Below are 25587 nucleotides of genomic sequence, written 5' to 3' on the forward strand. Positions count from 1 at the left end.
GCCGAGGAGAAGGACGCCGATGTGATCGGCATGTCGGGGCTGTTGGTGAAGTCCACGGTGATCATGAAGGAGAACCTGCAGGAGATGAACTCCCGCGGGATCGCCTCGCGTTTCCCGGTGCTGCTCGGCGGCGCGGCGTTGACCCGCGCCTACGTGGAGCAGGACATGGCGGAGATCTTCAACGGTCAGGTGCGTTACGCGCGGGACGCGTTCGAGGGTCTGCGGTTGATGGATGCGTTCATGGACGTCAAACGCGGCGTGGCGGGGGCGCAGTTGCCGCCGTTGCGGACTCGGCGGGTCAAGGCGGGTGCGACGTTGGAACGCACCCCGGTGGAGGCGTTGCCGGCGCGTTCGGATGTGGCGGCCGACAACCCGGTCCCGGTGGCGCCGTTCCTGGGGGAGCGGGTGGTCAAGGGCGTCGCGCTGGGCGATTACGCCGCGTTCTTGGATGAGCGGGCCACGTTCATGGGGCAGTGGGGGCTGAAGGCCGCCCGCGGCGGGGACGGGCCCTCGTATGAGGAGTTGGTGGAGACCGAGGGGCGGCCGCGGCTGCGGATGTGGCTGGAGCGGTTGCAGACCGAGAATCTGCTGCAGGCCGCGGTGGTCTACGGCTACTTCCCGTGCGTGTCGGACGGCGACGATTTGATCATCCTGGACGCCGACACCGGTGGGGAGCGGACCCGGTTCTCCTTCCCGCGGCAGCGGCGTGATCGGCATCTGTGCCTGTCGGACTTCTTCCGGTCCAAAGATTCCGGGGAGGTGGATGTGGTGGCGTTCCAGGTGGCGACGATGGGGTCGGCGATCTCGGCGGCGACGGGGGAGTTGTTCGCCAAGAACGCCTACCGGGATTATCTGGAGTTGCATGGGTTGTCGGTGCAGTTGACCGAGGCGCTGGCCGAGTACTGGCATGCCCGGGTCCGTTCGGAGCTGGGTATCGGTGGTGATGAGGCGCTGGCGGACATGTTGAAGGTCAACATCGCCGGTTGCCGGTACTCCTTCGGCTATCCGGCGTGTCCGAATCTTGAGGACCAGCGTCAGTTGTTCGAGTTGCTGGATCCGGGCCGGATCGGGGTCACCCTGTCGGAGGAGTTCCAGCTGCATCCCGAACAGGCCACCTCCGCCCTGATCGTCCACCACCCCGAAGCCAAATACTTCAACGTCTGAGCGAGACGCCCGCATGCTCCAGCGTCCACCTCGAAGCGTGTGGACGTCTCGTCAGGTGCTCTGCACCAGGATGCTGTGCGTGCCGCTGAGCGTGCGCTCGCGGGTGGTGCCCGCGCGCACGCTGGTCGCGGCGCGCAGCAACCCCGCCTTGCAGCCTTCGCCCGAGTAGAGGATCACGTCGGCGTCGGTCGAGTTGACCACGGTGGCACGGGTGAACAGCGGGAACCAGGGAAGCGCGTAGCACCCGGGCGCGGGATTCACCAGCCGCGTGCGCGGCACCTCGTCGCCCTCGACGACCAGCGTCCCGGTCGCGGCGGAGGCCGGCGCGGGAGCGGCGAGGGTCAGGGGCGCGGTGGCGAGCAGGGCGCTCAGAGCGGACATGGCACGTCGCATGGCATTCTCCTCCACTGTGGATCGACACCACGATCATCGTAACGGAGAGTGATGATATGGTCGCGGTGGGCGGAGATGCCCGGCGTGGCGTGTCCCGCGGTCCGCACATGGCGGATCGCCGGTCCCGTCGAGCGGGCCGGCGATCCGCGTGACCGGTCGGTCGTCGTGTACTCCGGTCAGTCGCCGTATTCGTTGGTGACGCCCGCCGGGGTGAGCGCCGCGATGTAGTGCTGCGGCAGGTGGTCGTCGACCGAGTAGACGGCCGGCAGCGAGCGCGTCGCCTCGAACTTGCGGGCGATGAAGGACAGCGCCGACATAGGCAGGCCGAGCAGGCCCGGCATCTGCGAGGTCGGGCGCCTCCTGGTCTCCCACTGGCCCCTTCTCGACTGCGGGGCGCACCTCGGACGGGTGAGGGTGTCGATGAGGCTGTTGCGCAGGTGCGGGACGCGGTAGTGGTACTCGCGGCCGAAGTGCCGGAACGGTCCCGACGCGGTGGACGGCAGGTGCGGCACGATGTCGCTGTCGTACACGTACCGGATGACGTGCTCGCGCAGGAACTCGTCGCGCTCGCAGGCCTCGGCGAAGGCCGGGTCGCCGATCATGGGCTGGCCGAAGGTGTAGACGGCCCTGAGCCGGTCGCCGAGCGCCTCCTTGTACTTGCGCTCGTGCCGCAGCATGACGCCCATGAGCGCGGCCATCGCCCCGCCCTGGCTGTGCCCGGTGACGTAGAGGGCCTCGAGGTTGCCCTCCGCCGGCGGCGAGCCGTAGGAGTCGTGGACCTGGGAGGCGCCGTCGCCGCGCGGAGGGTGGGTTCCCTGGCGGTCGCAGGCGCGCCGCAGCATGTTCATGACCTCGTACCGCGTCGCCCGGACGTTGCGGTAGACGCCGGCGTGCACGGTGGCGCGCGGGTCCCCGATCTGGTAGCCGATGCGCTCGGGCTCGACGTCGATGTCGCTCAGCCAGTTGATGAAATTGAGCGGCTCTGTTCCGCGGTAGCACAGAATGGCGACCCGGCCGCTCTTGCTCTGGATGAGGAAGGCGGTCGAGCAGATGAGCATCGCGTCGACCGACGTCTGGATCATCTGGCAGTGATTGTCCTCCAGGCCCATTCTCGCCATGATCATGGAGAGCGTCCTGGCGTCCGAATAGGCGTACGCGGCGCAGGTGGCGAGAACATGCGCGATTTCCGGGTCGGGATGGCCACCGGCCTCCAGAAGCCGCCTTTCTAGGTTCTTGTAGACCGGGAATCCCGCGGTCTCGCGGTGCCCGAAGGGCCGGAGTTCCTCGTAGCTGGGCGCCCTGACGTCCTGCGACCGCGGGCCTCCGGCCTGCGTGACGTCGAGCATCCTGTGCTCCCACTCCACCGTGGGGAACGCGCCCGCGGGCGAGTCCGGCTTCCTGCCGCCGCTCACCACCTTTCCGGCGTTCGCCTGGCCCACGGTGCCCGCAACTGATTTCTCCGACTGGCGACTGTTCCTGGTGGTATCCACGCTTGCCACGCCACACACCTTCCCGTCGGCGACGGTGCATCGGACTGTTCCACGGTCTCCATACAGGCGGACGGCGTCGTCATCACACGCGTTTTCCCGCGCACCCGGAGAACCGCACTGTCCCTCACAATTTCCTGGACATCACCGGCCAAATCCCATCGCCGCGCAAACTCATTTCCAGCTACCCGCCCGAGTGCGGCGGAAAGGCGGATGAATGACGAGAAAGGCGGGCCTCCGGGAAGGGAGGCCCGCCGATGGGCGGTGGAGGGGGGACGCCCGCCCCGGCCTACGCGGCGTACACCCGCAGCTCGGCCGCCTGCCCGGCCGGCCAGCCGGTGTTGCCGGTGAAGGTCAGCCGGATGTAGCGCTGGGTGGTGCCGGGGAAGGTGATCGTCGCGGTGTTGCCGGTCGCCGGGTCGAAGCGGCGGCCGGCCGCCGCCGCCACCGTGGTGTACGAGGTGCCGTTCTGGCTGCCCAGCACCGCGATCGTCTGCGTCCGCGCTCCCCAGGCGGACGAAGGCGGCAGCGCGAGGACGACTCGGGACACGCCGGTCACGGCGCCCAGGTCCACGGTGAGCGACTGCGGGAAGGCGTTGTTGGCGCTCTCCCAGTACGTGCCCGGGTTGCCGTCGTTGGCGTTGGCCGGGACGTAGCCCTGCGTGTGGCTGGTGGCGCTGATCGGCCTGCCCGCCGCCAGGTCGGTGCCGGGGGGAGGGGTGCTCGTCCCGGCGAAGCGGTCCACCCAGTACCTGGTCCGGTCCAGGTAGGCCGTCTCGGCGGCGGCGCCGGTCCTGCCGTAGGCGCCGTCGAAGGTCTGGTAGCCGAACCCGGACGGCGGGGTGGAGGTGGCCGGCTCGATCACCGACCCCTCGTGCCACTCGTTGAAGGAGGTGACCGAGACCCAGCTCGGCTCGCCCTGGGTCAGGGCGTTCTGCCACTCGGTGTCGTAGGTGGCGCCGCCGGCGCGGCCGAGGGTGGGCGTGGTGTTGCCCGGCACCGCCCGGTCGTCGATGTAGCCGGGGGCGACCGACGGCGCCCAGATCAGGCCGTTGGCCTTGCAGTAGTCGCTCGCGCCCTTCCACCCGGGCGCGGTCGCGCCGGCGATGCCGTCGTAGGTGTACATGCCGCCGAAGTGGGCCACCTTGGTGGTGTCGGTGGTCTGGGCCAGGACGATGCTGCTGGAGCTCACCTGGTCCAGCGCGGACCAGTCGGTGACGCGCAGGCTCTCGAACACGTAGAACGCGCCCCGCCGCCCGTGCGCCTCGTCGCGGTAGAACGCCGGGCTGCCGCCGTACCGGGAGTTGATGTACTGGATGTCGGCGACGGTCGAGGCGGCGGTGCGGCCGGTGTACGGCTCCAGGTGCCAGGCCACCTTGACCCCGAAGCGCGCGGCCGCGGAGAGCACGCCGGCGGCGAGCTGGTCCTCGTAGGACCCCTGGCCCCACCAGCTGTAGACGATCACGCCGGCGCCGGACTGCTGGATCCACCGCATGTGCTGGTCCACGGCGCCGGACAGGTCGCCGGAGTCGTAGGGGCCGAGCTTGGGGTAGTAGTCGGCGCCGATGTCGGCCGGAGGGGTGTGGCCGCCCTGCGGCCAGTGCCGGTAGCTCCCGGCGACGGCGGGGGAGCCGTACCACGGGTAGTAGAACAGGTGCACGTCGGCGGAGGTGTGGACGGCCGCCGCCACGGGCGCGGCCGCGGCGGCCAGAGCCGGGCCCGCCGGGGCCGACGTCAGCAGCGACGCCGCCAGCAGGACGGCGGCCGCGGTCGCTCGGCGCCAGTTACGCATGAATGGTGACTCCTCGCGTCGAAGGGGGATTCGCCGGGACGAGGGTGCCCGTCCGCCCGGCCGCGCCTGCGGCACCACCATGGCGAGGCCGAAGTCGGCGGGGACGGCCCCGGCACAGATCGGGGCGGCCGGCCGGACGGGAGTCTCGATGGAGCGACATCTGCTCATCTTTTGCAACGATCATCGAGCAAGTTGCAAGAAGAGTAGGCGATTTTGCGATGCCTTCCGACTATTAGAGAGCGCTCTCCCATCCGATGCAAGCCCGGAGTCCATCGCGTCTGTAACACTTCTGTAACGCGCCGAGCCGGGCCGGGGTGATGTCAGGTTTCACGCCCGTTGCGAGAAGCAGTGGAGCAGCGGGGATTTACGGCGCCGTGCGTCCGTGTTAGAACTCCATTCAAGACTTCGCCCCGAGGCCGCCTCGGCATCGGTCGTTGGGAGGTTGCGCAGCCCGGCAGCTCTATAACAGGTAATTGCGAAGGTCAATCCGATTATTGCGGAACCGTTGACATCGTCCTGCTCAACGAACCGCACGAGCCGGAGGCGGCACCCTCCGAAGGCGTCACCCACAACCTCACGACACCGCACGACCGACAGCAAGCGCGGCGGCGCGCGCCTTGCCTGACTCCCCCCCAAGTCAGGAAAGGACTCCCATGTCACCACGTCCCCGGCCGTGGGCACGGCTGCTCGCCACGATCTCGCTGGTCGTCGGCGGCGCGGCCACGGTCACGGCCACCGGCCCCGCGGCCCACGCCTCGGTCATCCCGGCCTCCGACTACCAGCAGGTCAGCCTGGCCACCGGAGGCGCCGAACTGGGCGAGGCCATGTCCCTCGCGGTGCTCCCCAACCGCTCGGTGGTGCACACCGCCCGCGACGGCACGGTGCGCGTCACCGACGCCGCCGGCAACACCAAGGTCGCCGGCAGGCTGGACGTCTACACCCACGACGAAGAAGGGCTCCAGGGCGTCGCGGCCGACCCCGGCTTCGCCACCAACAGGTACATCTACCTGTACTTCTCGCCCAAGCTGAGCACGCCCGGCGGCGACGCGCCCAAGAACGGCACCGCCGCCGACTTCGACCAGTGGAAGGGCGAGCTGCACCTGTCGCGGTTCACGCTCAAGTCCGACGACACCATCGACATGACCAGCGAGAAGGTCGTGCTCAAGGTGCCCAACGACCGCGGCCAGTGCTGCCACGTCGGCGGCGACCTCGACTTCGACGCCGCGGGCAACCTGTACCTGACGACCGGCGACGACACCAACCCCTTCGAGTCGGACGCCTACGCGCCGATCGACGAGCGCACCGACCGCAACCCGCAGTTCGACGCGCAGCGCTCCGCGGGCAATACCAACGACCTGCGCGGCAAGGTGCTGCGCATCAAGCCGCAGGCGGACGGCACCTACACGATCCCCTCGGGCAACCTGTTCCCCCCGGGGACGGCCAAGACCCGCCCGGAGATCTACGCCATGGGCTTCCGCAACCCGTTCCGCATGTCGGTCGACAAGGCCACCGGCATCGTCTACCTCGGCGACTACGGCCCCGACGCCGGCGGCACCAACGCCTCGCGCGGCCCGAGCGGGCAGGTGGAGTTCGACCGCATCACCGGCCCGGGCAACTACGGCTGGCCGTACTGCACCGGCACCAACACCACCAGCGAGACCTACAACGAGTACACCTTCCCCAGCGGCCCCTCCCTCGCCAAGTACGACTGCGCCAACGGCCCGACCAACAACTCCTTCCGCAACACCGGCCTGACCACGCTGCCCCCGGCCAAGCCGAGCTGGATCAAGTACGGCGGCGACGCCGGCTCCCCGCCGGAGTTCGGCGGCGGCTCGGAGTCGCCGATGGGCGGCCCGGTCTACCGGTACGACGCCGCGCTCAACTCCAGCGTGAAGTTCCCCCAGTCGCTGAACGGGCGGTACTTCGCCGGCGAGTACGGCCGGCGGTGGATCAAGGCGATCGAGGTGAAGTCCGACGGCACCCCCGGCGACATCGGCGACTTCCCCTGGACCGGCACGCAGGTCATGGACATGGCCTTCGGCCCCGACGGCGCGCTGTACGTGCTGGACTACGGCACCGGCAGCGACAACCAGGCCCTGATCCGGGTGGAGTACATCGGCGGCACCAACCGCAACCCGATCGCCAAGGCCTCGGCGAACAAGACCTCCGGGCCGAACCCGCTGGCCGTGACCTTCTCCTCCGCCGGCAGCTCCGACCCCGAGGGCGGCACGCTGACCTACTCGTGGACCTTCGGCGACGGCGGCACCTCCACCGCGGCCAACCCGAGCCACACCTACACCACCAACGGCACCTACACCCCGACGCTGACCGTCAGGGACCCGCAGGGGCTCACCGGGACCGCGAGCGTCGTCATCACGGTCGGCAACACCGCGCCGACGGTGACGCTCACCCAGCCCATCGACGGCCAGCTGTTCTCCTTCGGTGACACCGTGCCGTACCAGATGACGGTCACCGACCCCGAGGACGGCACGATCGACTGCACCCGGGCGAGCCTCACCTACCTGCTCGGGCATGACAGCCACCGCCACCAGATCACCTCCAAGACCGGCTGCAGCGGCTCGATGGTCGTCCCGACCGACGGCGAGCACGACGCGGCGGCCAACATCTACGGCGTGTTCGACGCCGCCTACACCGACAAGGGCGGCCTGGTCACCCACAACGTCCGCACCCTGCAGCCCCGGCACCGCCAGGCCGAGCACTACGGCGCCCAGTCCGGCGTCCAGCTCGCCGACCACGCCGGCGCCGAGGGGGCCAAGACCGTGGGCTTCACCGACAACGGCGACTGGATCTCCTTCACGCCCTACGCCCTGGGCAACGCCAAGACCTTCACCGCCCGGGTCTCCTCCGGCGGCGCCGGCGGCACCCTGGAGGTGCGGGCCGGATCGGCGACCGGCACGCTGCTCGGCTCGGTGAACGTCGCCAGTACCGGCGGCTGGGACACCTTCGCCGACGTCAGCGCGTCCATCACCAACGCCCCGTCCGGGACCACGACGCTGTACCTGGTCTTCAAGGGCCCGACGGGCCAGGGCAACCTGTTCGACCTGGACGCCTTCACCTTCGGCACCGGGACCGGCGGCGGTTCCACCACGGTCGAGGGCGAGGCCTACACCTCCCAGTCCGGCGTGCAGCCGGCCGACCACGCCGGCGCGAGCGGCGGCAAGACGCTGGGCTACATCGACAGCGGCGACTGGGCCGGGTACGCGTCGGTGACGACGCAGGGCGCCACCGGATTCTCCGCCCGGGTGTCCTCCGGCGGAGCCGGCGGCACCATCCAGATCCGCTCGGGCTCGGCCACCGGCACCCTGCTGGGTTCGGTGAACGTCGCCAACACCGGCAACTGGGACACCTTCACCACGGTCTCCGCGACGTTGACCGGCTCGGCGTCCGGGGCGGTGTTCCTGGTCTTCACCGGCGGCTCCGGCTCCCTGCTGGACGTCGACACCTTCACCATCACCCGCTAGCCGGACCGGCGCGGCGCGGGCACCTCGCGAACGTGCCCGCGCCGCGCCGACGGCCCGCCGACCCCTAGGGACAGAAATGCTCAACGTCATCCGCCGCGGACTGGCGCTGGTCGCCACCGCGGTGATCGCCGCCCAGTTCGTCCCGTCCGCCGCGTACGCGGCCGACTACCAGGTGCTGGTCTTCTCCAAGACGGCCGGTTTCAGGCACGACTCCATCCCCACCGGCGTCCAGGCCATCCGTGACCTCGGCACGGCCAACGGCTTCACGGTCACCGCGACCGAGGACGCCGCCGCCTTCACTGCGGCCAACCTCGCCCAGTACAAGGCGGTGGTGTTCCTCAGCACCACCGGCGACGTCCTCAACGACGCCCAGCAGACCGCCTTCACCTCCTACGTGGACGGCGGCGGAGGCTATGTGGGCGTCCACGCCGCCGCCGACACCGAGTACGACTGGCCCTATTACGGCGGCCTGGTCGGCGCCTGGTTCAAGAGCCACCCGGCCATCCAGCAGGCGACCGTGAAGAACGAGGACCGCACGCACCCGGCGACCTCGGGACTGGCGGCCACCTGGACGCGCACCGACGAGTGGTACAACTACCGCACCAACCCCCGCGCCTCGGTCCACGTGCTGCAGAGCCTGGACGAGTCCACCTACAGCGGCGGCGAGATGAGCGGCGACCACCCGATCACCTGGTGCCACCCGCAGCAGTCCGGCCGCTCCTTCTACACCGGTCTCGGCCACACCATCGAGTCCTACGCCGACCCGGCCTTCCGCAACCTGCTGCTCGGCGGCATCAAGTACGCGGCCGGCGCCGTCCAGGCCAACTGCGCCCCGCCGACCGGCAACCCCGGCGGCTCCACCACGGTCGAGGGCGAGGCGTTCACCTCCCAGTCCGGGGTGCAGGCGGCCTCTCACACCGGGGCCAGTGGCGGCAGGACGGTGGGGTACATCGACAACGGCGACTGGGCGGGGTACGCGTCGGTGAGCACGGCCGGGGCGACCGGGTTCTCGGCGCGGGTGTCCTCGGGTGGTCCGGGCGGGACGATCCAGGTGCGTTCGGGGTCGGCGACCGGCACGTTGCTGGGGTCGGTGCAGGTTCCGTCCACGGGGAACTGGGACACCTTCACCACGGTCTCCACGACGCTGACCGGCTCGGCGTCCGGGCCGGTGTTCCTGGTGTTCACCGGCGGCTCCGGCTCGCTGTTCGACGTGGACACCTTCACCATCACCCGCTCCAGCGCCGCCGCCCCGGTCGAGGGCGAGGCGTTCACCTCCCAGTCCGGGGTGCAGGTCGCCGGTCACGCCGGGGCCAGCGGTGGCAAGACGGTGGGGTACATCGACAACGGCGACTGGGCGGGGTACGCGTCGGTGAGCACGGCCGGGGCGACCGGGTTCTCTTCGCGGGTGTCCTCGGGCGGCGCGGGCGGCACCATCCAGATCCGCTCGGGCTCGGCCACCGGCACCCTGCTGGGCTCGGTGAACGTCGCGAGCACCGGCGGCTGGGACACCTTCACCACCGTGTCCACGACGCTGACCGGCTCGGCGTCCGGGCCGGTGTTCCTGGTGTTCACCGGCGGCTCCGGCTCGCTGTTCGACGTGGACACCTTCACCCTCACCAAGTGACACCTGCCGCGACACGCTGCCCGCCCGCCTTGGGGGAGCGGGGCTCACCGGCGCTCTAAGGTGGGCGGGTGGTGGCGAATAGCGGCAGGTGGGGCGCGGTGATGGGCGGATCGGTGGTGCGGGTCGCGACGGACGCGGACATGCCGGGCGTGCGGGAGGTGGCCGCGCATTACGAACTGCTGGACGACTGGGCGGACATGCCGGACTTCCTGGACGCCGAGCGGGAGTTCGGGGCGCTGGTCGTCGGCGAGGCAGACGGACGGGTCGTGGGCTTCGGCGGGATCCTCCGGCGGGCCCGGGTCTCCCATCTGGGTGACCTGTTCGTCCTGCCGGAGCACCAGTCGTCGGGCATCGGCCGGGAGATCCTCGCCCTGCTGCTGCCGCCGGGCACGCCCGGGGTCACCTTCGCCTCCGACGACGGCCGGGCCCTGGCCCTGTACGTCAGACAGGGCATGCGTCCGGTCTGCCCGCTGCTCTATCTCACCTTCACCCCCGGCTCCGCCCGCCCCGACGCGCCCGAAACGCCCCGGGCATCGGCGCCGGACGGGCGGCCCGTTCGCCGGGCGGCCCGCGCGCGGGGGGACCGGCCGGACGTGCGGGAGGCCGCGATGCTGGACGCCGGGCTCGCGGGCGGCGACCGGGCCGGGTCACTGTCCTGGTACGCGGGCCTGCCCGGGGTCACCGTCCACACCACAGGCACGGGGTACGCCTTCGCCCGGGTGACCGAGGGCGGCGACCTGGAGATGGGCCCGGCGGGCGGGGAGACCCCGGAGGACTGCGCCAAGGCGCTGTCCGCGGCCGTCGCCGCGCACCCGGGCGTCGACGAGGTCCAGGTGGCCGTGCCCGGGGCGCACCCGATCCTGCCCCGGCTGGTGCGGGCCGGCTGGCGGATCGACGACATGGACACCCTCATGGCCACCGACCCGTCCGCGATCCGCCTCGACCGCTACCTCCCCCATCCCGACCTGGGCTGACGGTTCGAGCGCGCGCGTCGGGTGTCAGCCGAGAAGGCCTGCCCATCTCGCGGCCGATGTGCCGGCACGCGCCGCGGGCGCCGGACGGGAGTGACGCACGTCACGTTCTGCGGGCGTCCCGGCGTGCCGAGCCTGCTCGTCGGTCAGGTGTGACAGCCACCGCGGCACAGGGTTCACCGTTGACATCGCCGATGACATCGCTGAGCCGGGGTGCTGGTGAGTACCGCTGTCCACACCCTGCGACTCGACGAAGAGGAAACCCGTGAACAACATGCAGGCCATCGCCGACCGCGTCGAGATCGAGGCGCTACGGGGCGAGTTCACCGACGCGGCGATGATGGGGGACCACGACCGCTTGGTGTCGCTGTTCACCGACGACGCCGTGTACCGGATCCCTGACGCGGGGATCGAGCACGTCGGCCGGGAGCAGATCCGCGCCGGGACAGGGCGGATGGGGCAGGCGTGGGAGTACTTCGTGCAGACCACGCACCCGGGCGCGGTCGAGTTCGACGGCGACATCGCGTCCGGCCGCGCCTACATCTTCGAGCTCGGGCGCCTGCGCGACGGCGGTTCGATTCTCAACTACGCCCTGTTCCACGACCGCTACCAGCGCACTCCGGGCGGTTGGAAGTTCGCCGAACGCGTCTTCGAGGTGAGGTACTTCGACACCACTCCGCTCCCGGGCTCCCCCGACGTGCCGCAGACGGTCGCCGGCCCGCCGGCCGGGGACGGGTCCTTCACCGAACCGGCATCCGCGGAGCGCCTGGAGCGGGCGGCCGCCGCGCTGAGGGCCAACCGTTTCACCGTCGAGATCCTCGACGACGCCGCCGCCGCGCGTACCCGCGTCCAAGAGCTGATCCCCGCGGGCACCGGCGTGTTCACCGCGGCCAGCGAGACCCTGCGCCTGTCCGGCATCGACGAGGACATCAACGCCGGCGGGCGATATCAGGGCTTCAGGCCGCGCCTGCTTAGCATGGATCGCGTCACCGAGGCCGACGACATCCGCCGGCTGCTCGCCAGCCCTGACGTCGTCGTGGGCAGTGTCGCCGCGGTCACCGAGACCGGCTCCCTGGTGATCCCCTCCGCGAGTGGCAGCCAGCTGCCCGCCTACGCGGGCGGCGCCGCCCACGCGATCTGGATCGTCGGCGCGCAGAAGATCGTGCCCGACCTGAGCACCGCCCTCCGCCGCGTGGAGGAGCACGCCCTCCCGCTGGAGACCGTCCGAGCCCAGCAGGCCTATGGGCAGCCCAGCGCCGTCAACCGCCTGCTCATCCTCAACGCCGAACCTCACCCCGGGCGCGGCACCGTCCTGCTGCTGCGCGAGGCCATCGGATTCTGAGACACCGGGAGTCGCCGATGGCCGGGTCCCTCACCTCCGTCAGTGGGCGGAGAAGGCGGCCAGGCTCATCGTGGTCCCCGAGGGAGCCCGGGCGTCGGAGGGGCGGGGGTGGAGGGGGAGGCGGACGGTGAAGCGGGCGCCTCCGGCGTCGCCGGTGTCCACGCCGATGGTGCCGCCATGCGCGCGCACGATGTCGCGGACGATCGCCAGGCCGAGGCCGGTTCCGCCCCGGTCGCGGCAGCGGGAGGCGTCCAGCCGGGTGAACCGCTCGAAGATGCGTTCCCGGTCGGCCTCGGCGATGCCGTCGCCGTCGTCGGAGATCACCAGCTCGGCGTGGCGGTCGTCGTGGCGCACCTCCACCATCACCGCGCTCCTGGCGTGCCGCTGGGCGTTGTCCAGCAGGTTGGTGAGGATGCGGGTGATCTGGGTGTCGACGCCCTGGACGATGGTCGCCCTGGCCAGCCGCAGCCGGACGGGGAGCCGGTCGGCGCGGCGGGAGACCTCCATGCGGACGGTCTCCGACAGGTCGACCTCGCCCATCGCCGGCGGCGTCCCGCCGATCTTGGCCAGCAGCAGCAGGTCGGCCATGATGGCCTGCAGCCGGTCGACGTCGCCCAGCGTGCGGTCCAGCAGGGCGTCCAGGTCGGTGTCCTGGGGATGCATCTTGGCCTCCTCCAGCTGGGCGCGCAGGCCGGCGACCGGGGTGCGCAGCTCGTGGGAGGCGTCGGAGGCGAACTGCCGCTGGGCGGAAAGGGCCTGCTCCATGCGCCCCTTGGCGTTCTCCAGGCGTTCCAGCGTGCTGTTGACCGTGCGGGCCAGGCGGGAGATCTCGTCGTCGCCCGCCGGCTCGGGGACGCGGCTGCTCAGGTCGTTGACGTTGGTGGCGGCCAGCTCGGCGCGGATGGCCTCGACCGGCCGCAGCGTCCGGCCGGTGATCTTCCACGCGGCCCAGATGGCGATGGAGATGAGCACCCCGACCTGCACCGCGAACAGCGCGTCGAACACGCCCGTCGCGATGACGGTGCGGACGGGCCCGCCGGCGTAGACGACGGTGGAATCGTCGTCGGCGCTGACCCGCACCGCCGACAGGCGGACGCATCCCAGGCGGGTGTTCGCGCAGGTCTGCACGTCGCGCTGGGGGTCGTCGGCCGTCGGCCGCAGGGTGGACAGGGGCGGCAGGCCGCGCGCGTCGGGGGAGGAGGCCAGGACCCGCCCGTCGGCGGCGACGACCTGGACCACGTTGACGCCCGGCACGCTGCTGGTGACCACCGGGTCGTGCAGCCGTCCGGCCCGGTCGGCGGCGGCCATCAGGCCGGCGGCGCGGCGCGCGTCCAGCCAGCCGGCGTTGGCCAGCTCCTGGCGCGCGACCATTCCGGCCAGCACTCCGGAGGGGACGAGCAGCAGCATCGACAGCAGGGCGACCAGTGCGGTGACCTGCCCGCGTATCGACCGGGGGCGCCACGGCCGGGGGACGCGGCGCCCGGGGGGCCGGAAGGACGATCTCATGGGACGCGACTCCTCCTCGCGGTGACCGGCGGCGCCGGTCACTAGGGGCGATGGGGGGGATGCGCCCGATCGGGCGGAAGTTCCGGGGCGGGACACCGGAGGGGGTACGGCGTGGTGCCGTAACTGTGCGGCGGCCCGGGGAACGGACGGCGGTGATGCCGCACGGCCCGTCGGATGTCTCCTAGGGCTACAGCCAACATAGCAGAAGCCCCAAAAGGGTGCAAACCAGACAAAAGACTAGTGGTGTGATGTCACGTACCGGTCAAGCGCACCCCCTGTCACACCCGGGCGCGGAGGCCGCACCCGCTCTGAGCCTCCGGGCCGGCGGGGATCGCGCGTTCCTCACACTCTGCTGCCCGGTAGAGAAGGGTCGTGCGCGTTGTCCCGGGACAACGGCAGACGGACGACGAACCGCGCGCCGCCCTGCGGGGAGGCGTCCACCGTGATCGTGCCGCCATGGGTCCGCGCCAGGTCGCGCGCGATGGCCAGGCCGAGTCCGGTGCCTCCCTTGTCCCGGCTGCGCGCGGCGTCCAGCCGGGTGAACCGCTGGAAGATCCGCTCGCGGTCCTCGACCGCGACGCCATCGCCGTCGTCGTCGACGATCAGCTCGGCGGCGTCGCCCGTCCGGCGGACCGTCACGGTCACCGTCCCCCTGGCGTGCCGCGCGGCGTTGTCCATCAGGTTGCCAAGGACGCGGCCGATATGGGTGCGCACGGCCTCGACCCTCACGCCGGGGACCAGCTCCAGGCGCACATGGTGCGGGTCGGAGCGTCGCGCGACCTCCGAGCGGACGACGTCGGCCAGGTCGAGACCGGTCCCTGGTTGCGAGGGACCCGCGCCCACCCTCTCCAGCAGCAGCAGGTCGGCGATGATCGCCTGCAGCCGGTCGACGTCCCGCAGGGAGTGGTTCAGCAGCTCCTTGAGGTCGGTGTCCTCGGGATGCAGCTGGGCCTCCTCCAGTTGCGCGCGCAGGCCCGCGACCGGGGTGCGCAGCTCGTGCGAGGCGTCCGCCGCGAAGCGCCTCTGATGGTCCAGCGTCCGTTGCATCCCGTCCTTGGCGTGCTCCAGCCGCGACAGCGTGCCGTTGATGGTGTGGGCGAGCCGGGCGACCTCGTCGTAGCCGGGAGGCTCGGGGACGCGGGTGCTCAGATCGTTGACGTTGATCGCGGCCAGCTCGGCCCGGATGGCCTCCACCGGCCGCAGCGTCCGGCCGGTCACCTTCCATGCCATGGTGATGGCGAGCAGGATCAGCGCGACGCCCTGGATGACGAAGATCCAGTCGATGACGCCGGTGATGCTCTCCGCCGGCGCGGTGCTGCCCGCGTACACGACGTGGGAGTCGGGGGCGGCGGAGACCCGCCGCGCCGAGAGGTTGACGCAGCCGAGGCGCGCCTGCGCGCAGGTGTGCACGTCCTGCTGCGGCTCCTGCGGCGTCGGCCACACGCGGGTCAGCGCCGGCAGCCCGCGCGCCATGGACGAGGCGGCGATCACCCGGTGTCCGGGGGCGACCACCTGGACCAGCGTCACCCCCGGCACGTGCCGGCCGATGGGTCCGGTGACCTGGCCGAGGCGATCGGCGGCGGCCACGATCGCCGACTCCCGCCGTGCGGCCGTCCAGGTGTCACCGCCCACGGACTGATGTGCAACCATGCCGGCCAGCAGCCCCGAAGGTATGAGCAGGAGGGCGGCGAGGAGGGCGACCAAAGCGGTGATCCGCCCGCGAATGGAGCGCGGGCGGATCAGCGCGCGCGTGCGAATGCGCCATGCGGTTCGCGGATGCGGATCACCGGGTGACTCTTTCATCCTGCTCTCCACGGGTTCAGCTGCGGCGGGTCTGCCCCGGGCATGCAAGAGACGGAAAGCGCTTTCCATAGTAGTTGGCGTTCGGGTTCCCGAAGTTCGCGGGTGGCCGGTCGCGTGGGGCGGCCGGACGGGACGGGAGGGACGGAGGTGCTGCTCAGAGAACTCCATCGGAAATCTCGCCCTCCTCCAGCCGGGCCAGGCCTGTCCGTGCCGCACCCGTCATGTTCATTACGGGCGGCATAATCGTTGGTTATCTGGAAAGACTCAAGTTATCACGTTATGGGCGATTTACAAGACCGGTTAGCCCAATTTGGCCAATGTCGCCGTGTTGTAAGGATGCGCATGACGATATAACGGACTTTACTTCACCTTCGCGTGGCATTTCCTTTGCCATTCCCGCGACAGGCAATAGGACGGTCAACGCCGCCGGCGGCCCACCCGCGGAGCCTGGAACGGGCGCACGGGTGGGCCGCCGGTGACGGGCGTCAGCCGTTGACCTCCAGCGCGGCGCGGACGGCGGACTCCAGCGAGCCCTCGATCCAGGCGTGCTTGAGCGAGGTGTGCTCCCCGGCGAAGTGCAGCGGACCCTCGGGCACCGCGATCGCGGGGTGGATCTCGGTCATCTGGCCGGGCAGGAAGACGGCCGCCTCGCCGAAGGCGTACCGGTTGCGCAGCCAGCTCTGGGTCTGGCCGTGCCCGGTGTAGAACTCGGCGACGCGGTCGCCGTGCACCTCCTGCAGGCCCCGCAGCGCGTACCCGTACCGCTCGCGGTCGTCCATGGAGTCCCACCGGGAGGCGTCGTCGGCCCACACGTAGCTGGCCAGTACCACGCCGCCCTCGCTGCCCGGCACCCGGTGGGAGGGGTAGTAGGTGAACCGGTTGGCGTTGTCGGCCACCGAGCCGCCGCCGGTCACGTGGGTCACCGGACCCGGGCGGTAGCGCGCGCCGAGCTCGCGCTTCCAGTCCTCCTCCTCGAACTCCCACCACCGCTTGCGGAACTCCAGCAGCACCTTGGTCGCCGAGTCGTAGTGCAGCTCGATGATCGCGCGGCGCTTGGGGTACGACAGCGCCGGGGCGATCTCGACGTGCCGCAGCGCAGGGAAGGGGACCGTGATGATCGCCACGTCCCCCTGGAAGGTCTCGGCCCTGGCCTGCGGCGCCGAGGAGGACTCGTCGCTGCCCTTCTCGGTGACCGTCTCGACGCGCACGCCGCCGCCGGAGGTGGAGATGCGCACGGCCCGGCGGTCCATGCGGATCTCCTGCCGCAGATCGGCCTGCAGCCGGTAGGGCAGCAGGCGGCTGCCGCCCGCCATCTCCCAGTAGGTGGCCGACGGGTTGACCAGGCTCCTGGTCAGGAAGGTGTGCATGAACGCCAGCGGCAGCCGCGAGGTGAGGTTCTCCACGGTGCCGATGGCGTCGATCGCCGCCTCGCTCAGATGGGCCCGCTCGGTGAGGAAGCGGCGCATCGAGTAGCCGTCGAACTCGTGCAGCACCCGCGCCCAGCCCTTGATCAGCTCAGGGAGCGGCTTGTCGGCCCGCTTGCCGCCACGGACCACCGAGAAGTGGTCGCGCACCGGGTCCAGCGCCTGGTCGAGGATGTCGGCGGTGGTCCTGCGGTCCTTCAGGCCGAACGAGGCGTTGATCCTGCGCGGGTCGGCGGCGTACTCGTCGCGGCGCTGGAGGATGCCGTTGACGTGGATCCAGGTGTGGTTGAGCCGCCGGGGCGCGACGAACTCGCCCCTGCCGGGGCCCGAGCGCCACACCCGGCCGCGGCGCGAGGTGTAGACGACGGGCGGGACCGGGCCGCTCGGGGCCGAGCCCGGGCGCACGTCCACGTTGTAGAAGGGCCGGCGCGGGATGCCCAGCTTGTCGATCAGCGCGAGCGTGAGCGGGTGGAAGTCCGGGACGCGCATGGCGCCCGCCTCGGCGTACTGGGCGGGGTCGGCGAAGCCGGTCTGGAAGGTCTTGATGCGGCCGCCGACGCGGTTGCCGTTGGCCTCGATGACCGTGACCTGGTGGCCGGCCCGCTTCAGCAGCGTGGCGGCCACCAGGCCGGAGATGCCCGCCCCGATGATCAGGACCTTCTTCGGCCTGCGGGCCCTGGGCAGGCCGGTGTCGATGAGGACCCGAAGGTAGGAGAGCTTGAGGTCCGAGCCGTCCTCGCCGACGAGCAGCAGGTCGCGCGCCACGTCGAGGCAGGTGCGCCAGCTCGGCGCGGCGGGGCCGCGGGCCGGGGCCGCGGGAAGGACGGGGGTGGCGGAGGCGGCGGCGGGCGCGGCGGGGGCGGCGCCCACGAGGGACCCGGCGGCGCCGAGTCCGGCCAGCCGCCCGAACCCGCGGCGGTCGATGGTTGTCATCCGATTGTGCTCCCTGACTGAGACCGGAAACCGGGGGGTGATGAAATGACCACGGAGAGTTTCCGGTGGGGGAGCGCGCCGGCCGGCGCGGCGCGCCACGCCGGCCGATCTGGCGTCCCAACCGATCGGCGGACGGCGCCCGTTTCAGCCGCGTTCGCGGTGAAGTGCGCCGCCGCCGACGCGGGCGTCAGCCCGTGAGGGAACAGGAGTTGGCGAGGTCTCCGGTGGCCGGGCGCGGGATGGTCGCGTCGGCGGGCGGCGCCTCGCCGCGGGTCGTCCAGCCCTCCAGAGCCTCGAAGGCGTCACGGAAGCAGGGCAGGATCGGCCGCAGCAGCCCCGGCTGGGCGTCGTACAGACCGTCGACGTGGTTGCCGCCCTCGATGCGGTAGTAGCGGTGCAGCCGGTCGCGGCCACGCGCCCTGATCAGTTCGTCGTAGACGTCGGAGTCTTCGGTGATCGGCAGCAGGGTGTCCAGCGTGCCGTGCAGGGTGATGAGCGGCCGGCCGATGCGGCCGGTCAGCGCGATGCGCCCGACCGCCCAGTGCACGGCCCTGGGCCGGGAGGCGTAGTCGTAGTCGGCGTCGCAGGCCGGCGTCCCGGGCGCGCAGAACGGCGTGCCGGCCTCGGCCGCCCCGTCGTAGGAGGGGTCGAGTTCCTCGCGGTAGATGCGCTGGGTGAGGTCCCAGTACACCTTGGCGTGGTAGTCCCACAGCGGCTCCGAGCCGGGCGCGAAGCCCGCCGCGATGATCGCGTCGTGCGCGGCGGCGTCGCCGGTGGCGGCGTACTTCGGGTACTCGCGCAGGGCCGGCGGCAGGAAGTCCAGCAGGTTCGGGCCCTGCTCGCGCCACAGGGTGCCCTCCCAGTCCACGCCCCCGGTGTAGAGCTCGGGGTGGTTCTCCAGCTGCCAGCGCACCAGGTAGCCGCCGTTGCTGATGCCGGCGGCGTAGGTGCGCCGCGGTGCGCGGCCGTACCGCTGGGCGACCACGGCCTTGGCGGCGCGGGTGAGCTGGGTGACCCGCGTGTTCCACTCCACCAGCGCGTCGCCGGGCCTGACGCCGTCCTGGTAGAAGGTCGCGCCGCTGTTGCCCTTGTCGGTCGCCGCGTAGGCGTAGCCGCGCGCCAGCACCCAGTCGGAGATGGCGTAGTCGTTGGCGTACTGGCGGCGCACGCCGGGGGTGCCGGCGACGACCAGCCCGCCGTTCCAGTGCTCGGGCAGCCGGATCACGAACTGGCTGTCGTGGTTCCACCCGTGGGCGGTGTTGAAGGTGGAGGAGTCGGGGAAGTAGCCGTCGATCTGCGCGCCGGGCACGCCGGTGGGGTTCTTGGCGCCGGCCGAGGTGAGCCCGGCGAAGTCGGCGGCGACCGAGTGGCCGGAGGCGACGGTGGCGGCCGTGGTCAGGTCGGTGAGGGAGGCGGAGATCTGCTTCTCGGCCCCGGGCACCGTGATCCGGTTCAGTCCCGGGCAGGGGGCGACGGCCGCCGCGGCCGCGGGCACCGGCCCGAGCAGTGCCGCGCCGGCCAGGAGGGCCGCGGCCAGGCCCGGCGGCCGGCCCGGGCGTCGTCGGAAGGATCGCATGGGGGGCTCCTCACATAGGCGGCGATATCGGCGACACTCGGGTGACATCGGGGTGGCATCGCGGGTGACAACGCGGGTGACATCGGGCCCGAGCGTGTCCGCCATGGTGCTCATCGGTTGTGGGCCGGGCCACGTCCCCCGTCCCCACAATCGCCCGGCCGATCATGTCGGGCGCCCCCATGAGACCTCCCGCCCGGCGCCGTGCCGGACCGCCATCCGGCGTGCCGCGCCCTCCGTCCGGGGGAGCCCGGCGTACGTGGCGGCCCCACACACACGCGCACCGGACGGGGTGGCGTGCCCCCTGACCTGCGGGACATGTGACGCGAACCCGTCTTCGCGGCGGAGATTGTGTGCCGGCGCCACATGGAACGGCCCCGCCGGCTCACTTAGTGTTCCGCGTCACAACGACTTCGTCCGTTAACCGCCAGGTTATCCGCGGGTAACACCGCGCACCGGCCGGGACGGGGGCGGCGATGCCGGATCGAGACGACGAGGAGGAAGGCCAGATGGACGGTCCCGTCCTGCGGGCGCAGGGCCTGGCCAAAGAGTTCCGGGGCTTCCGCGCCGTCGACGGGGTGGACCTGGACGTCGCCGAGGGCAGCGTCCACGCGCTGGTCGGGCCGAACGGGGCCGGAAAGACCACGCTGTTCAACCTGCTGACCGGCTTCCTCAAGCCCACCGCCGGGCGCATCATGCTCGGCGACCGCGACCTGACCGGCCGGCGGCCCGAGCAGGTGGCCCGCCTCGGCGTCGCCCGGTCCTTCCAGATCACCAGCCTGTTCCCGCAGATGACCCCGCGCGAGCACCTGGAGCTGGCCCTGGCCGGCGCCACCGGGCTCACCTGGCGCTTCTGGCGCACCGAGCGGCTGCTGGACCGGTACGCCGATCGGGCCGCCGAGCTGCTCTCCGAGGTCGGCCTGAGCGCGCACGCCGGCACCCCGGCCGGCACCCTCGCCTACGGCCACAAGCGGGCGCTGGAGCTCGCCCTCGCCCTCGCACTGGACCCCCGCGTGCTGCTGCTGGACGAGCCGACCGCCGGCATGGGCGTCGAGGACATCGACCGCACCGTGGAACTGGTCAGGAAGGTGCGGGCCGGGCGCACCGTCGTGATGGTCGAGCACAACATGAGCGTCGTGTCCAGCCTGGCCGACCGGGTGACCGTCCTGCAGAGCGGCCGAGTGCTCGTCGAGGGGCCGTACGCCGAGATCCGCCACGACCCACGGGTCATCAGCGCCTACCTGGGAGACCCCCATGCCGAGGACTGACACCGCCCCCCTGCTGGCCGTCGGCGGCCTGTCGGCCTGGTACGGCGAGGCCCAGGTGCTACGGGAGGTGTCCCTGCAGGTAGGGCAGGGCGAGATCGTCACGCTCGTCGGTCGAAACGGCGCCGGCAAGACCACGCTGCTGCGCTGCCTGATGGGCCTGCAGGGCCGCTACTCGGGCAGCGTCTCGTTCCTCGGCCAGGAGATCACCCGGCTGCCCGCGCACCGCCGGGCCCGGCAGGGCCTGGGCTACGTCCCCGACGACCGGGGGGTGTACTCGACGCTCACCGTGGAGGAGAACCTCACCCTGCCGCCGCGCGTCGGCCCCGACCCCTGGCCGCTGTCGCGGGTCTACGAGACCTTCCCCCGCCTCGCCGAGCGGCGCGCGTTCCCCGGCACCAAGCTGTCGGGCGGCGAGCAGCAGATGCTCGCCCTGGCGCGGGTGCTGCGGATGGGGGCGCGGCTGCTGCTGTGCGACGAGCCCACCGAGGGGCTGTCGCCGCTGATCGTCCAGCAGATCGGCGACATCCTGCGCGAGGTCAAGCGGCAGGGCACGACCGTGCTGCTGATCGAGCAGAACGTCCACTTCGCCCTGACGGTCGCCGACCGCCACTACCTGCTCGCCGAGGGGCGGGTCGTCGAGTCGCTGGACAACGACGAGATGCGCGCCCGCGAGCACGAGCTGCTCGACCACCTCGGCATCTGACCCGGGCCCGCCGCCCGGCATCCGCACCCCCCGGAGTTCCACGCCCCGGAAAAGATCGCAAGGAGAGACATATGAAAGCTCTGGGCCGAGCCGCCGCCCTGGTGGCGGCGGGAGCCACGCTCGCCGGCTGCGCAGGCGGACCGGGCGGCGGGGGGAGCGGGGACAAGATCAGCGACGGCAAGGTCGTGCTCGCCGTGCTGAACGACCAGTCGGCGGTCTACGCCGACCTGTCGGGCAAGAGCAGCGTCACGGCCGTGCAGATGGCCGTCGAGGACTACAAGGCCAAGTACGGCGACAAGGCCGTCGTGAAGGACGTCGAGGTGGTGTCCGCCGACCACCAGAACAAGCCGGAGGTGGCCAACTCCAAGGCGCAGGAGCTCTACGACCGCCAGAAGGCCGACGTCATCTTGGACGTGCCCTCCTCGGCGGCGGCGCTCGCCGTCGCGGGCGTCGCCAAGAGCAAGAAGAAGATCTACATGAACATCGGCGCCGCCACCACCGAGCTGGAGGGCGCCCAGTGCAACAAGTACACCTTCCACTATGGGTACAACACCTACATGCTGGCCCACGGCACCGGCGACACCGTGACCAAGGACGGCTCGAAGAACTGGTACATCGTCTACCCCGACTACGCCTTCGGGCAGGACATGCAGAAGAACTTCACCGCCGCCGTCACCGGGGCCGGAGGCAAGGTCATCCAGAGCGACCCCGCGCCGTTCCCCAACGACAACTTCTCCACCTTCCTGCTCAAGGCCCCGGGGCTGGACCCCAAGCCGCAGGTGCTCGGCGCCATGCAGGCCGGCGGTGACCTGGTCAACCTGGTCAAGCAGTACAACGAGTACAAGCTGCGCGACAAGGGCGTCGGGCTCGCCGTCGGGCTGATGTTCATCACCGACATCCACTCCCTCGGCCCGGACGCGCTGGCCGGCACCAAGTTCACCGACGCCTGGTACTGGAACGCCACGCCGGACAACCGCGCCTGGGCCGACAAGTTCCAGGCCAAGGCGAACAAGCGGCCGAGTTTCCCCAATGCCGCCAACTACTCGGCCGCCACCCAGTACCTGGAGGCCGTGCAGCGGGCCGGCACCGACGGCCCCGACGCGGTGGTCAAGCAGCTCGAGGGCTACAAGTTCGAGGACGCCTTCGCCAAGAACGCCACCATCCGCGCCCAGGACCACCTGCTGCTGCACGACGTCTCGCTGGCGCAGGTCAAGCCGGCCGGCGAGGTCAAGGAGCCCTGGGACTACGAGAAGGTGCTCAGCACCATCCCGGCCGACCAGGCGTTCCAGCCGGTCAGCCCCGCCTGCAAGCTCTGATCCCCGGCGGGCGCGCCGGCACCCCCCGGCCCGCGCGCCCGTCCTTCCCGTCCCCCTGGAGGTCACCGTGCTCCAACAGGCGTTCAACGGCCTGGTGGGTGGCGCCTTCTACGCCCTGCTCGCCCTGGGCCTGGCCGTCATCTTCGGCATGCTGGGCGTCGTCAACTTCGCCCACGGTGCCTTCTACATGCTCGGCGCGTTCGGGTCGTACGTGCTGCTGGACTCCTTCGGCGTGAACTTCTGGGTCGCGCTGGTGGCGGTCCCGGTCGTGCTCGGGCTCGCCGGCACGCTGCTGGAGCGGCTGTTCATCCGCAGGCTCGCCCCGCTGGACCCGCTGTACAACTTCCTGTTCACCTTCGGCCTCGCGCTCGTCCTGCAGGACCTGGTCAAGCGGGAGTACGGCGTGCAGTCGCAGCCCTACCCGCGCCCCGCGCTGCTGTCGGGCACCGTGGACCTCGGGCTGTTCACCTACCCGGCCTACCAGGTGTTCGTGCTGGCGGTCTCCCTGGTCGTCTGCGCGGCGGTCTGGGTGGTGCTGACCCGCACCCGCGTCGGCATGATCGTGCGGGCGTCGACCGAACGGCCCGAGCTCACCCGCGCGCTCGGCATCGACGTGGGCCGCTGGGTGACGCCGGTGTTCGGGTTCGGCATCGGGCTGGCCGGCTTCGCCGGGGTGCTCGCCGCGCCGATGCGCGCGGTCAACCCGCTGATGGGCGCCGACCTGATCATCACGGTCTTCGCGGTCGTGGTCATCGGCGGCCTCGGCTCGATCTTCGGCTCGGTGGCGGCGGGGTTCGCCATCGGGCTGGTCTCGGCGCTGGGCAACCTCTATGTGCCCGCGCTGTCGCAGACGCTGGTGTTCATCCTGATGGCGGCCGTGCTGCTGTGGCGCCCGGCCGGCCTGTTCGGACGCGAGGAGTCGCCGTCGTGATCCTTTCCCGGCTCGCCGCCCGGCCCCTCCTGCTCGCCGCCGGGCTGCTGCTGGCCCTGGCGCTGCCCTGGATGGTCTATCCGCCGGTCGCGCTCGACATCGCCTGCTGGGCGCTGTTCGCGGCGGCGCTGGACCTGCTGCTCGGCTTCACCGGGCTGCTGTCGTTCGGGCACGCCGCCTTCTGGGGCGGCGCCGCCTACGTCGCCGGCATCATCGCCCTGCGCACCGGGCTGCCCTTCCCGGTGGCCGTGCTCGGCGGCGCGGCGTTCGCCGCCGTGCTGGCCCTGCCCATCGGCTACCTGTCGGTGCGCCTGCGCGGCATCTACTTCGCGATGGTCACCCTGGCGTTCGCGCAGATGGTGTACTTCGTGGTCAACCAGTGGCGCGACCTGACCGGCGGCGAGAACGGCCTGCAGGGCGTGCCGCGCGAACTGTTCGGCCTGGACCTGTCGGACTCGTTCGTCTTCTATTACGCGGGCCTGCCGCTGGTGCTGGCCGGGTTCGTCGTGGTGTGGCGCATCGTGCGCTCGCCGTTCGGGCGGGTGCTCGCCTCGATCAGGGACAACCCCGCGCGGGCGCAGGCGCTCGGTTACCCGGTGGACCGCTACCGGCTGCTGGCGTTCGTGCTGTCGGCCGCGCTGTCCGGGCTGGCCGGCGGGCTGTTCGCGATCGGCCACGGCTTCGCCTCCCTGGAGAGCGTGTACTGGACCACCTCCGGCCAGGTCGTGATGATGGTCGTCCTCGGCGGCATCGGCACGCTGTGGGGCGGGGTGCTCGGCGCGGCCCTGGTGGTCGAGCTGAACGACTACCTGGTCACCTCCGGGTTCGAGGGCATCGGCATCGTCACCGGCACCATCTTCGTGATCATCGTCCTGGTCTTCCGGCGCGGCATCTGGGGCACGGCCCGCGACCTGCTTCGCTCCCGCGCGGGCGGCGGGCGCGCCGAGCCACCGTCCGGCGAGGCGCCCGATGGCTCGCCCGCCCGGCCGGAGGGCGTCGGCTCGCCGGTCTGACGGCACCGGCCCGGTCGCAGGCCGCTCACCGCATCCCCGTACTTCTAGGAGCATTCGCTGTGGTTTCAACGAGCGTGACCGCCGGGCAGGTAGCCGAGGTGGACCTGACGGGCCGGCGGGCCCTGGTGACCGGCGGGGCCAGCGGCATCGGGCGGGCCTGCGCCCGGCGGCTGGCGGACGCGGGAGCGGAGGTCCTCATCCTGGACGTCCGCGAGCGGGAGGCGCGCGAGACCGCCGGGGAGATCGGCGGGATGGCGCTGGGCGCCGACCTGACCGACATGGCGGCGGTGGACGCGCTCGACTGTGGCGCGGTGGACATCCTGGTCAACAACGCGGGCTTCCAGCACGTCGCGCCGATCCCCGAGTTCCCGCCGGAGATCTTCGCCGCCATTCTCAAGATCATGGTGGAGGCGCCGTTCCGGCTGGTCAGGCGGGTCCTGCCCGGTATGTACGAGCGAGGCTGGGGGCGGGTGGTGAACATCTCCTCGGTGCACGGGCTGCGCGCCTCGCCGTACAAGGTCGCCTACGTCACCGCCAAGCACGCCCTGGAGGGGATGTCCAAGGTGATCGCGCTGGAGGGCGCCGAGCACGGCGTGACCTCCAACTGCGTGAACCCGGCCTACGTGCGGACCCCGCTGGTGGAGGAGCAGATCGCCGACCAGGCGCGCGTCCACGGCCTGCCGCCCGAGGAGGTCGTCGAGCAGATCATGCTGGCCCCGGCGGCCATCAGGCGGCTGATCGAGCCGGACGAGGTCGCCGAGGCCGTCGCCTACCTGTGCTCGCCGCAGGCGTCCATGATCACCGGTGCCTCCCTGACCATCGACGGCGGGTGGACGGCGCACTGAGGGGGGTCATCCGGGGC

18 protein-coding genes are annotated in these 25587 nt (G+C 71.4%); 11 read left to right on the top strand and 7 right to left on the bottom strand.

From position 1 onward, the window contains the following. A partial coding sequence (locus ACWEN6_RS37745) for a vitamin B12 dependent-methionine synthase activation domain-containing protein (RefSeq protein WP_452576776.1) occupies window positions 1–1164 on the top strand: 1164 nt, incomplete at its 5' end. 51 nt (window positions 1165–1215) lie between these two features. On the opposite strand, the gene ACWEN6_RS37750 is transcribed toward ACWEN6_RS37745, so the two are convergent. The 3 genes from ACWEN6_RS37750 to ACWEN6_RS37760 all read right to left on the bottom strand — a co-directional run bounded on the left by ACWEN6_RS37750 (window position 1216) and on the right by ACWEN6_RS37760 (window position 4836). Further along, a complete protein-coding gene (locus ACWEN6_RS37750; protein WP_452576777.1) occupies window positions 1216–1557 on the bottom strand; it encodes a hypothetical protein in 342 nt (113 codons plus the stop codon). A 176-nt stretch (window positions 1558–1733) separates the two neighbouring features. Continuing rightward, window positions 1734–3056 carry a lipase family protein gene (locus ACWEN6_RS37755; protein ID WP_354920991.1) on the bottom strand — a complete coding sequence of 441 codons (1323 nt, stop codon included), beginning with the start codon at window positions 3054–3056 and terminating at the stop codon, window positions 1734–1736. 277 nt (window positions 3057–3333) lie between these two features. Continuing rightward, the gene (locus ACWEN6_RS37760) at window positions 3334–4836 is read right to left on the bottom strand and encodes a discoidin domain-containing protein (protein ID WP_452576778.1); all 1503 of its coding nucleotides are present in this window, start codon (window positions 4834–4836) and stop codon (window positions 3334–3336) included. Between the two features lie 653 nt (window positions 4837–5489). Here ACWEN6_RS37760 and ACWEN6_RS37765 point away from each other — a divergent pair. From ACWEN6_RS37765 to ACWEN6_RS37780, 4 genes are all read left to right on the top strand, one after another. Then, window positions 5490–8318 carry a carbohydrate-binding protein gene (locus tag ACWEN6_RS37765; RefSeq protein WP_452576779.1) on the top strand — a complete coding sequence of 943 codons (2829 nt, stop codon included), beginning with the start codon at window positions 5490–5492 and terminating at the stop codon, window positions 8316–8318. Between the two features lie 76 nt (window positions 8319–8394). After that, window positions 8395–9942 (top strand): ThuA domain-containing protein, encoded by a 1548-nt coding sequence (locus ACWEN6_RS37770; RefSeq protein WP_452576780.1) that lies wholly within the window; start codon window positions 8395–8397, stop codon window positions 9940–9942. A gap of 68 nt (window positions 9943–10010) precedes the next feature. Continuing rightward, window positions 10011–10916, top strand: coding sequence for a GNAT family N-acetyltransferase (locus tag ACWEN6_RS37775; protein ID WP_354846960.1), 906 nt, complete (start codon window positions 10011–10013; stop codon window positions 10914–10916). A 271-nt stretch (window positions 10917–11187) separates the two neighbouring features. Next, a complete protein-coding gene (locus ACWEN6_RS37780) occupies window positions 11188–12255 on the top strand; it encodes an LUD domain-containing protein (protein ID WP_452576799.1) in 1068 nt (355 codons plus the stop codon). A gap of 39 nt (window positions 12256–12294) precedes the next feature. Here the strand turns inward: ACWEN6_RS37780 and ACWEN6_RS37785 are convergent, their stop codons facing one another. The 4 genes from ACWEN6_RS37785 to ACWEN6_RS37800 form a co-directional block, all read right to left on the bottom strand. Then, window positions 12295–13761: a sensor histidine kinase gene (locus ACWEN6_RS37785; RefSeq protein WP_452576781.1), complete on the bottom strand. Its 1467-nt coding sequence runs from the start codon at window positions 13759–13761 to the stop codon at window positions 12295–12297. A gap of 342 nt (window positions 13762–14103) precedes the next feature. Continuing rightward, window positions 14104–15411, bottom strand: coding sequence for a sensor histidine kinase (locus ACWEN6_RS37790; RefSeq protein WP_452576782.1), 1308 nt, complete (start codon window positions 15409–15411; stop codon window positions 14104–14106). A 638-nt stretch (window positions 15412–16049) separates the two neighbouring features. Then, entirely contained in the window at window positions 16050–17921 is a 1872-nt protein-coding gene (locus ACWEN6_RS37795; protein ID WP_452576783.1) for a flavin monoamine oxidase family protein, read from the bottom strand. Window positions 17922–18108: 187 nt separating this feature from the next. Continuing rightward, window positions 18109–19497, bottom strand: a complete 1389-nt coding sequence (locus ACWEN6_RS37800) for a tannase/feruloyl esterase family alpha/beta hydrolase (RefSeq protein WP_452576784.1) — start codon at window positions 19495–19497, stop codon at window positions 18109–18111. A 506-nt stretch (window positions 19498–20003) separates the two neighbouring features. On the opposite strand from ACWEN6_RS37800, the gene ACWEN6_RS37805 reads away from it, so the two are divergent. The 6 genes from ACWEN6_RS37805 (at window position 20004) to ACWEN6_RS37830 (ending at window position 25570) form a co-directional block, all read left to right on the top strand. Next, complete coding sequence (locus ACWEN6_RS37805; protein ID WP_452576785.1) at window positions 20004–20762, top strand: ABC transporter ATP-binding protein; 759 nt, start codon at window positions 20004–20006, stop codon at window positions 20760–20762. After that, entirely contained in the window at window positions 20749–21465 is a 717-nt protein-coding gene (locus ACWEN6_RS37810; RefSeq protein ID WP_354920968.1) for an ABC transporter ATP-binding protein, read from the top strand. Before ACWEN6_RS37805 ends, ACWEN6_RS37810 begins: the two co-directional genes overlap by 14 nt. 71 nt (window positions 21466–21536) lie before the next feature. Continuing rightward, on the top strand, window positions 21537–22781 hold the full coding sequence (locus tag ACWEN6_RS37815; RefSeq protein ID WP_354846939.1) for an ABC transporter substrate-binding protein: 1245 nt from the start codon (window positions 21537–21539) through the stop codon (window positions 22779–22781). 67 nt (window positions 22782–22848) lie between these two features. Beyond that, window positions 22849–23712: a branched-chain amino acid ABC transporter permease gene (locus tag ACWEN6_RS37820; protein WP_354846936.1), complete on the top strand. Its 864-nt coding sequence runs from the start codon at window positions 22849–22851 to the stop codon at window positions 23710–23712. Beyond that, a complete protein-coding gene (locus ACWEN6_RS37825; protein WP_354920965.1) occupies window positions 23709–24725 on the top strand; it encodes a branched-chain amino acid ABC transporter permease in 1017 nt (338 codons plus the stop codon). The genes ACWEN6_RS37820 and ACWEN6_RS37825 overlap by 4 nt, the downstream gene beginning before the upstream one ends. Window positions 24726–24784: 59 nt before the next feature. Further along, window positions 24785–25570, top strand: coding sequence for a 3-hydroxybutyrate dehydrogenase (locus ACWEN6_RS37830; protein ID WP_452576786.1), 786 nt, complete (start codon window positions 24785–24787; stop codon window positions 25568–25570). The last annotated feature ends 17 nt before the right edge of the window (window positions 25571–25587 follow it).

This window comes from Sphaerisporangium sp. NPDC004334 (assembly GCF_053602655.1).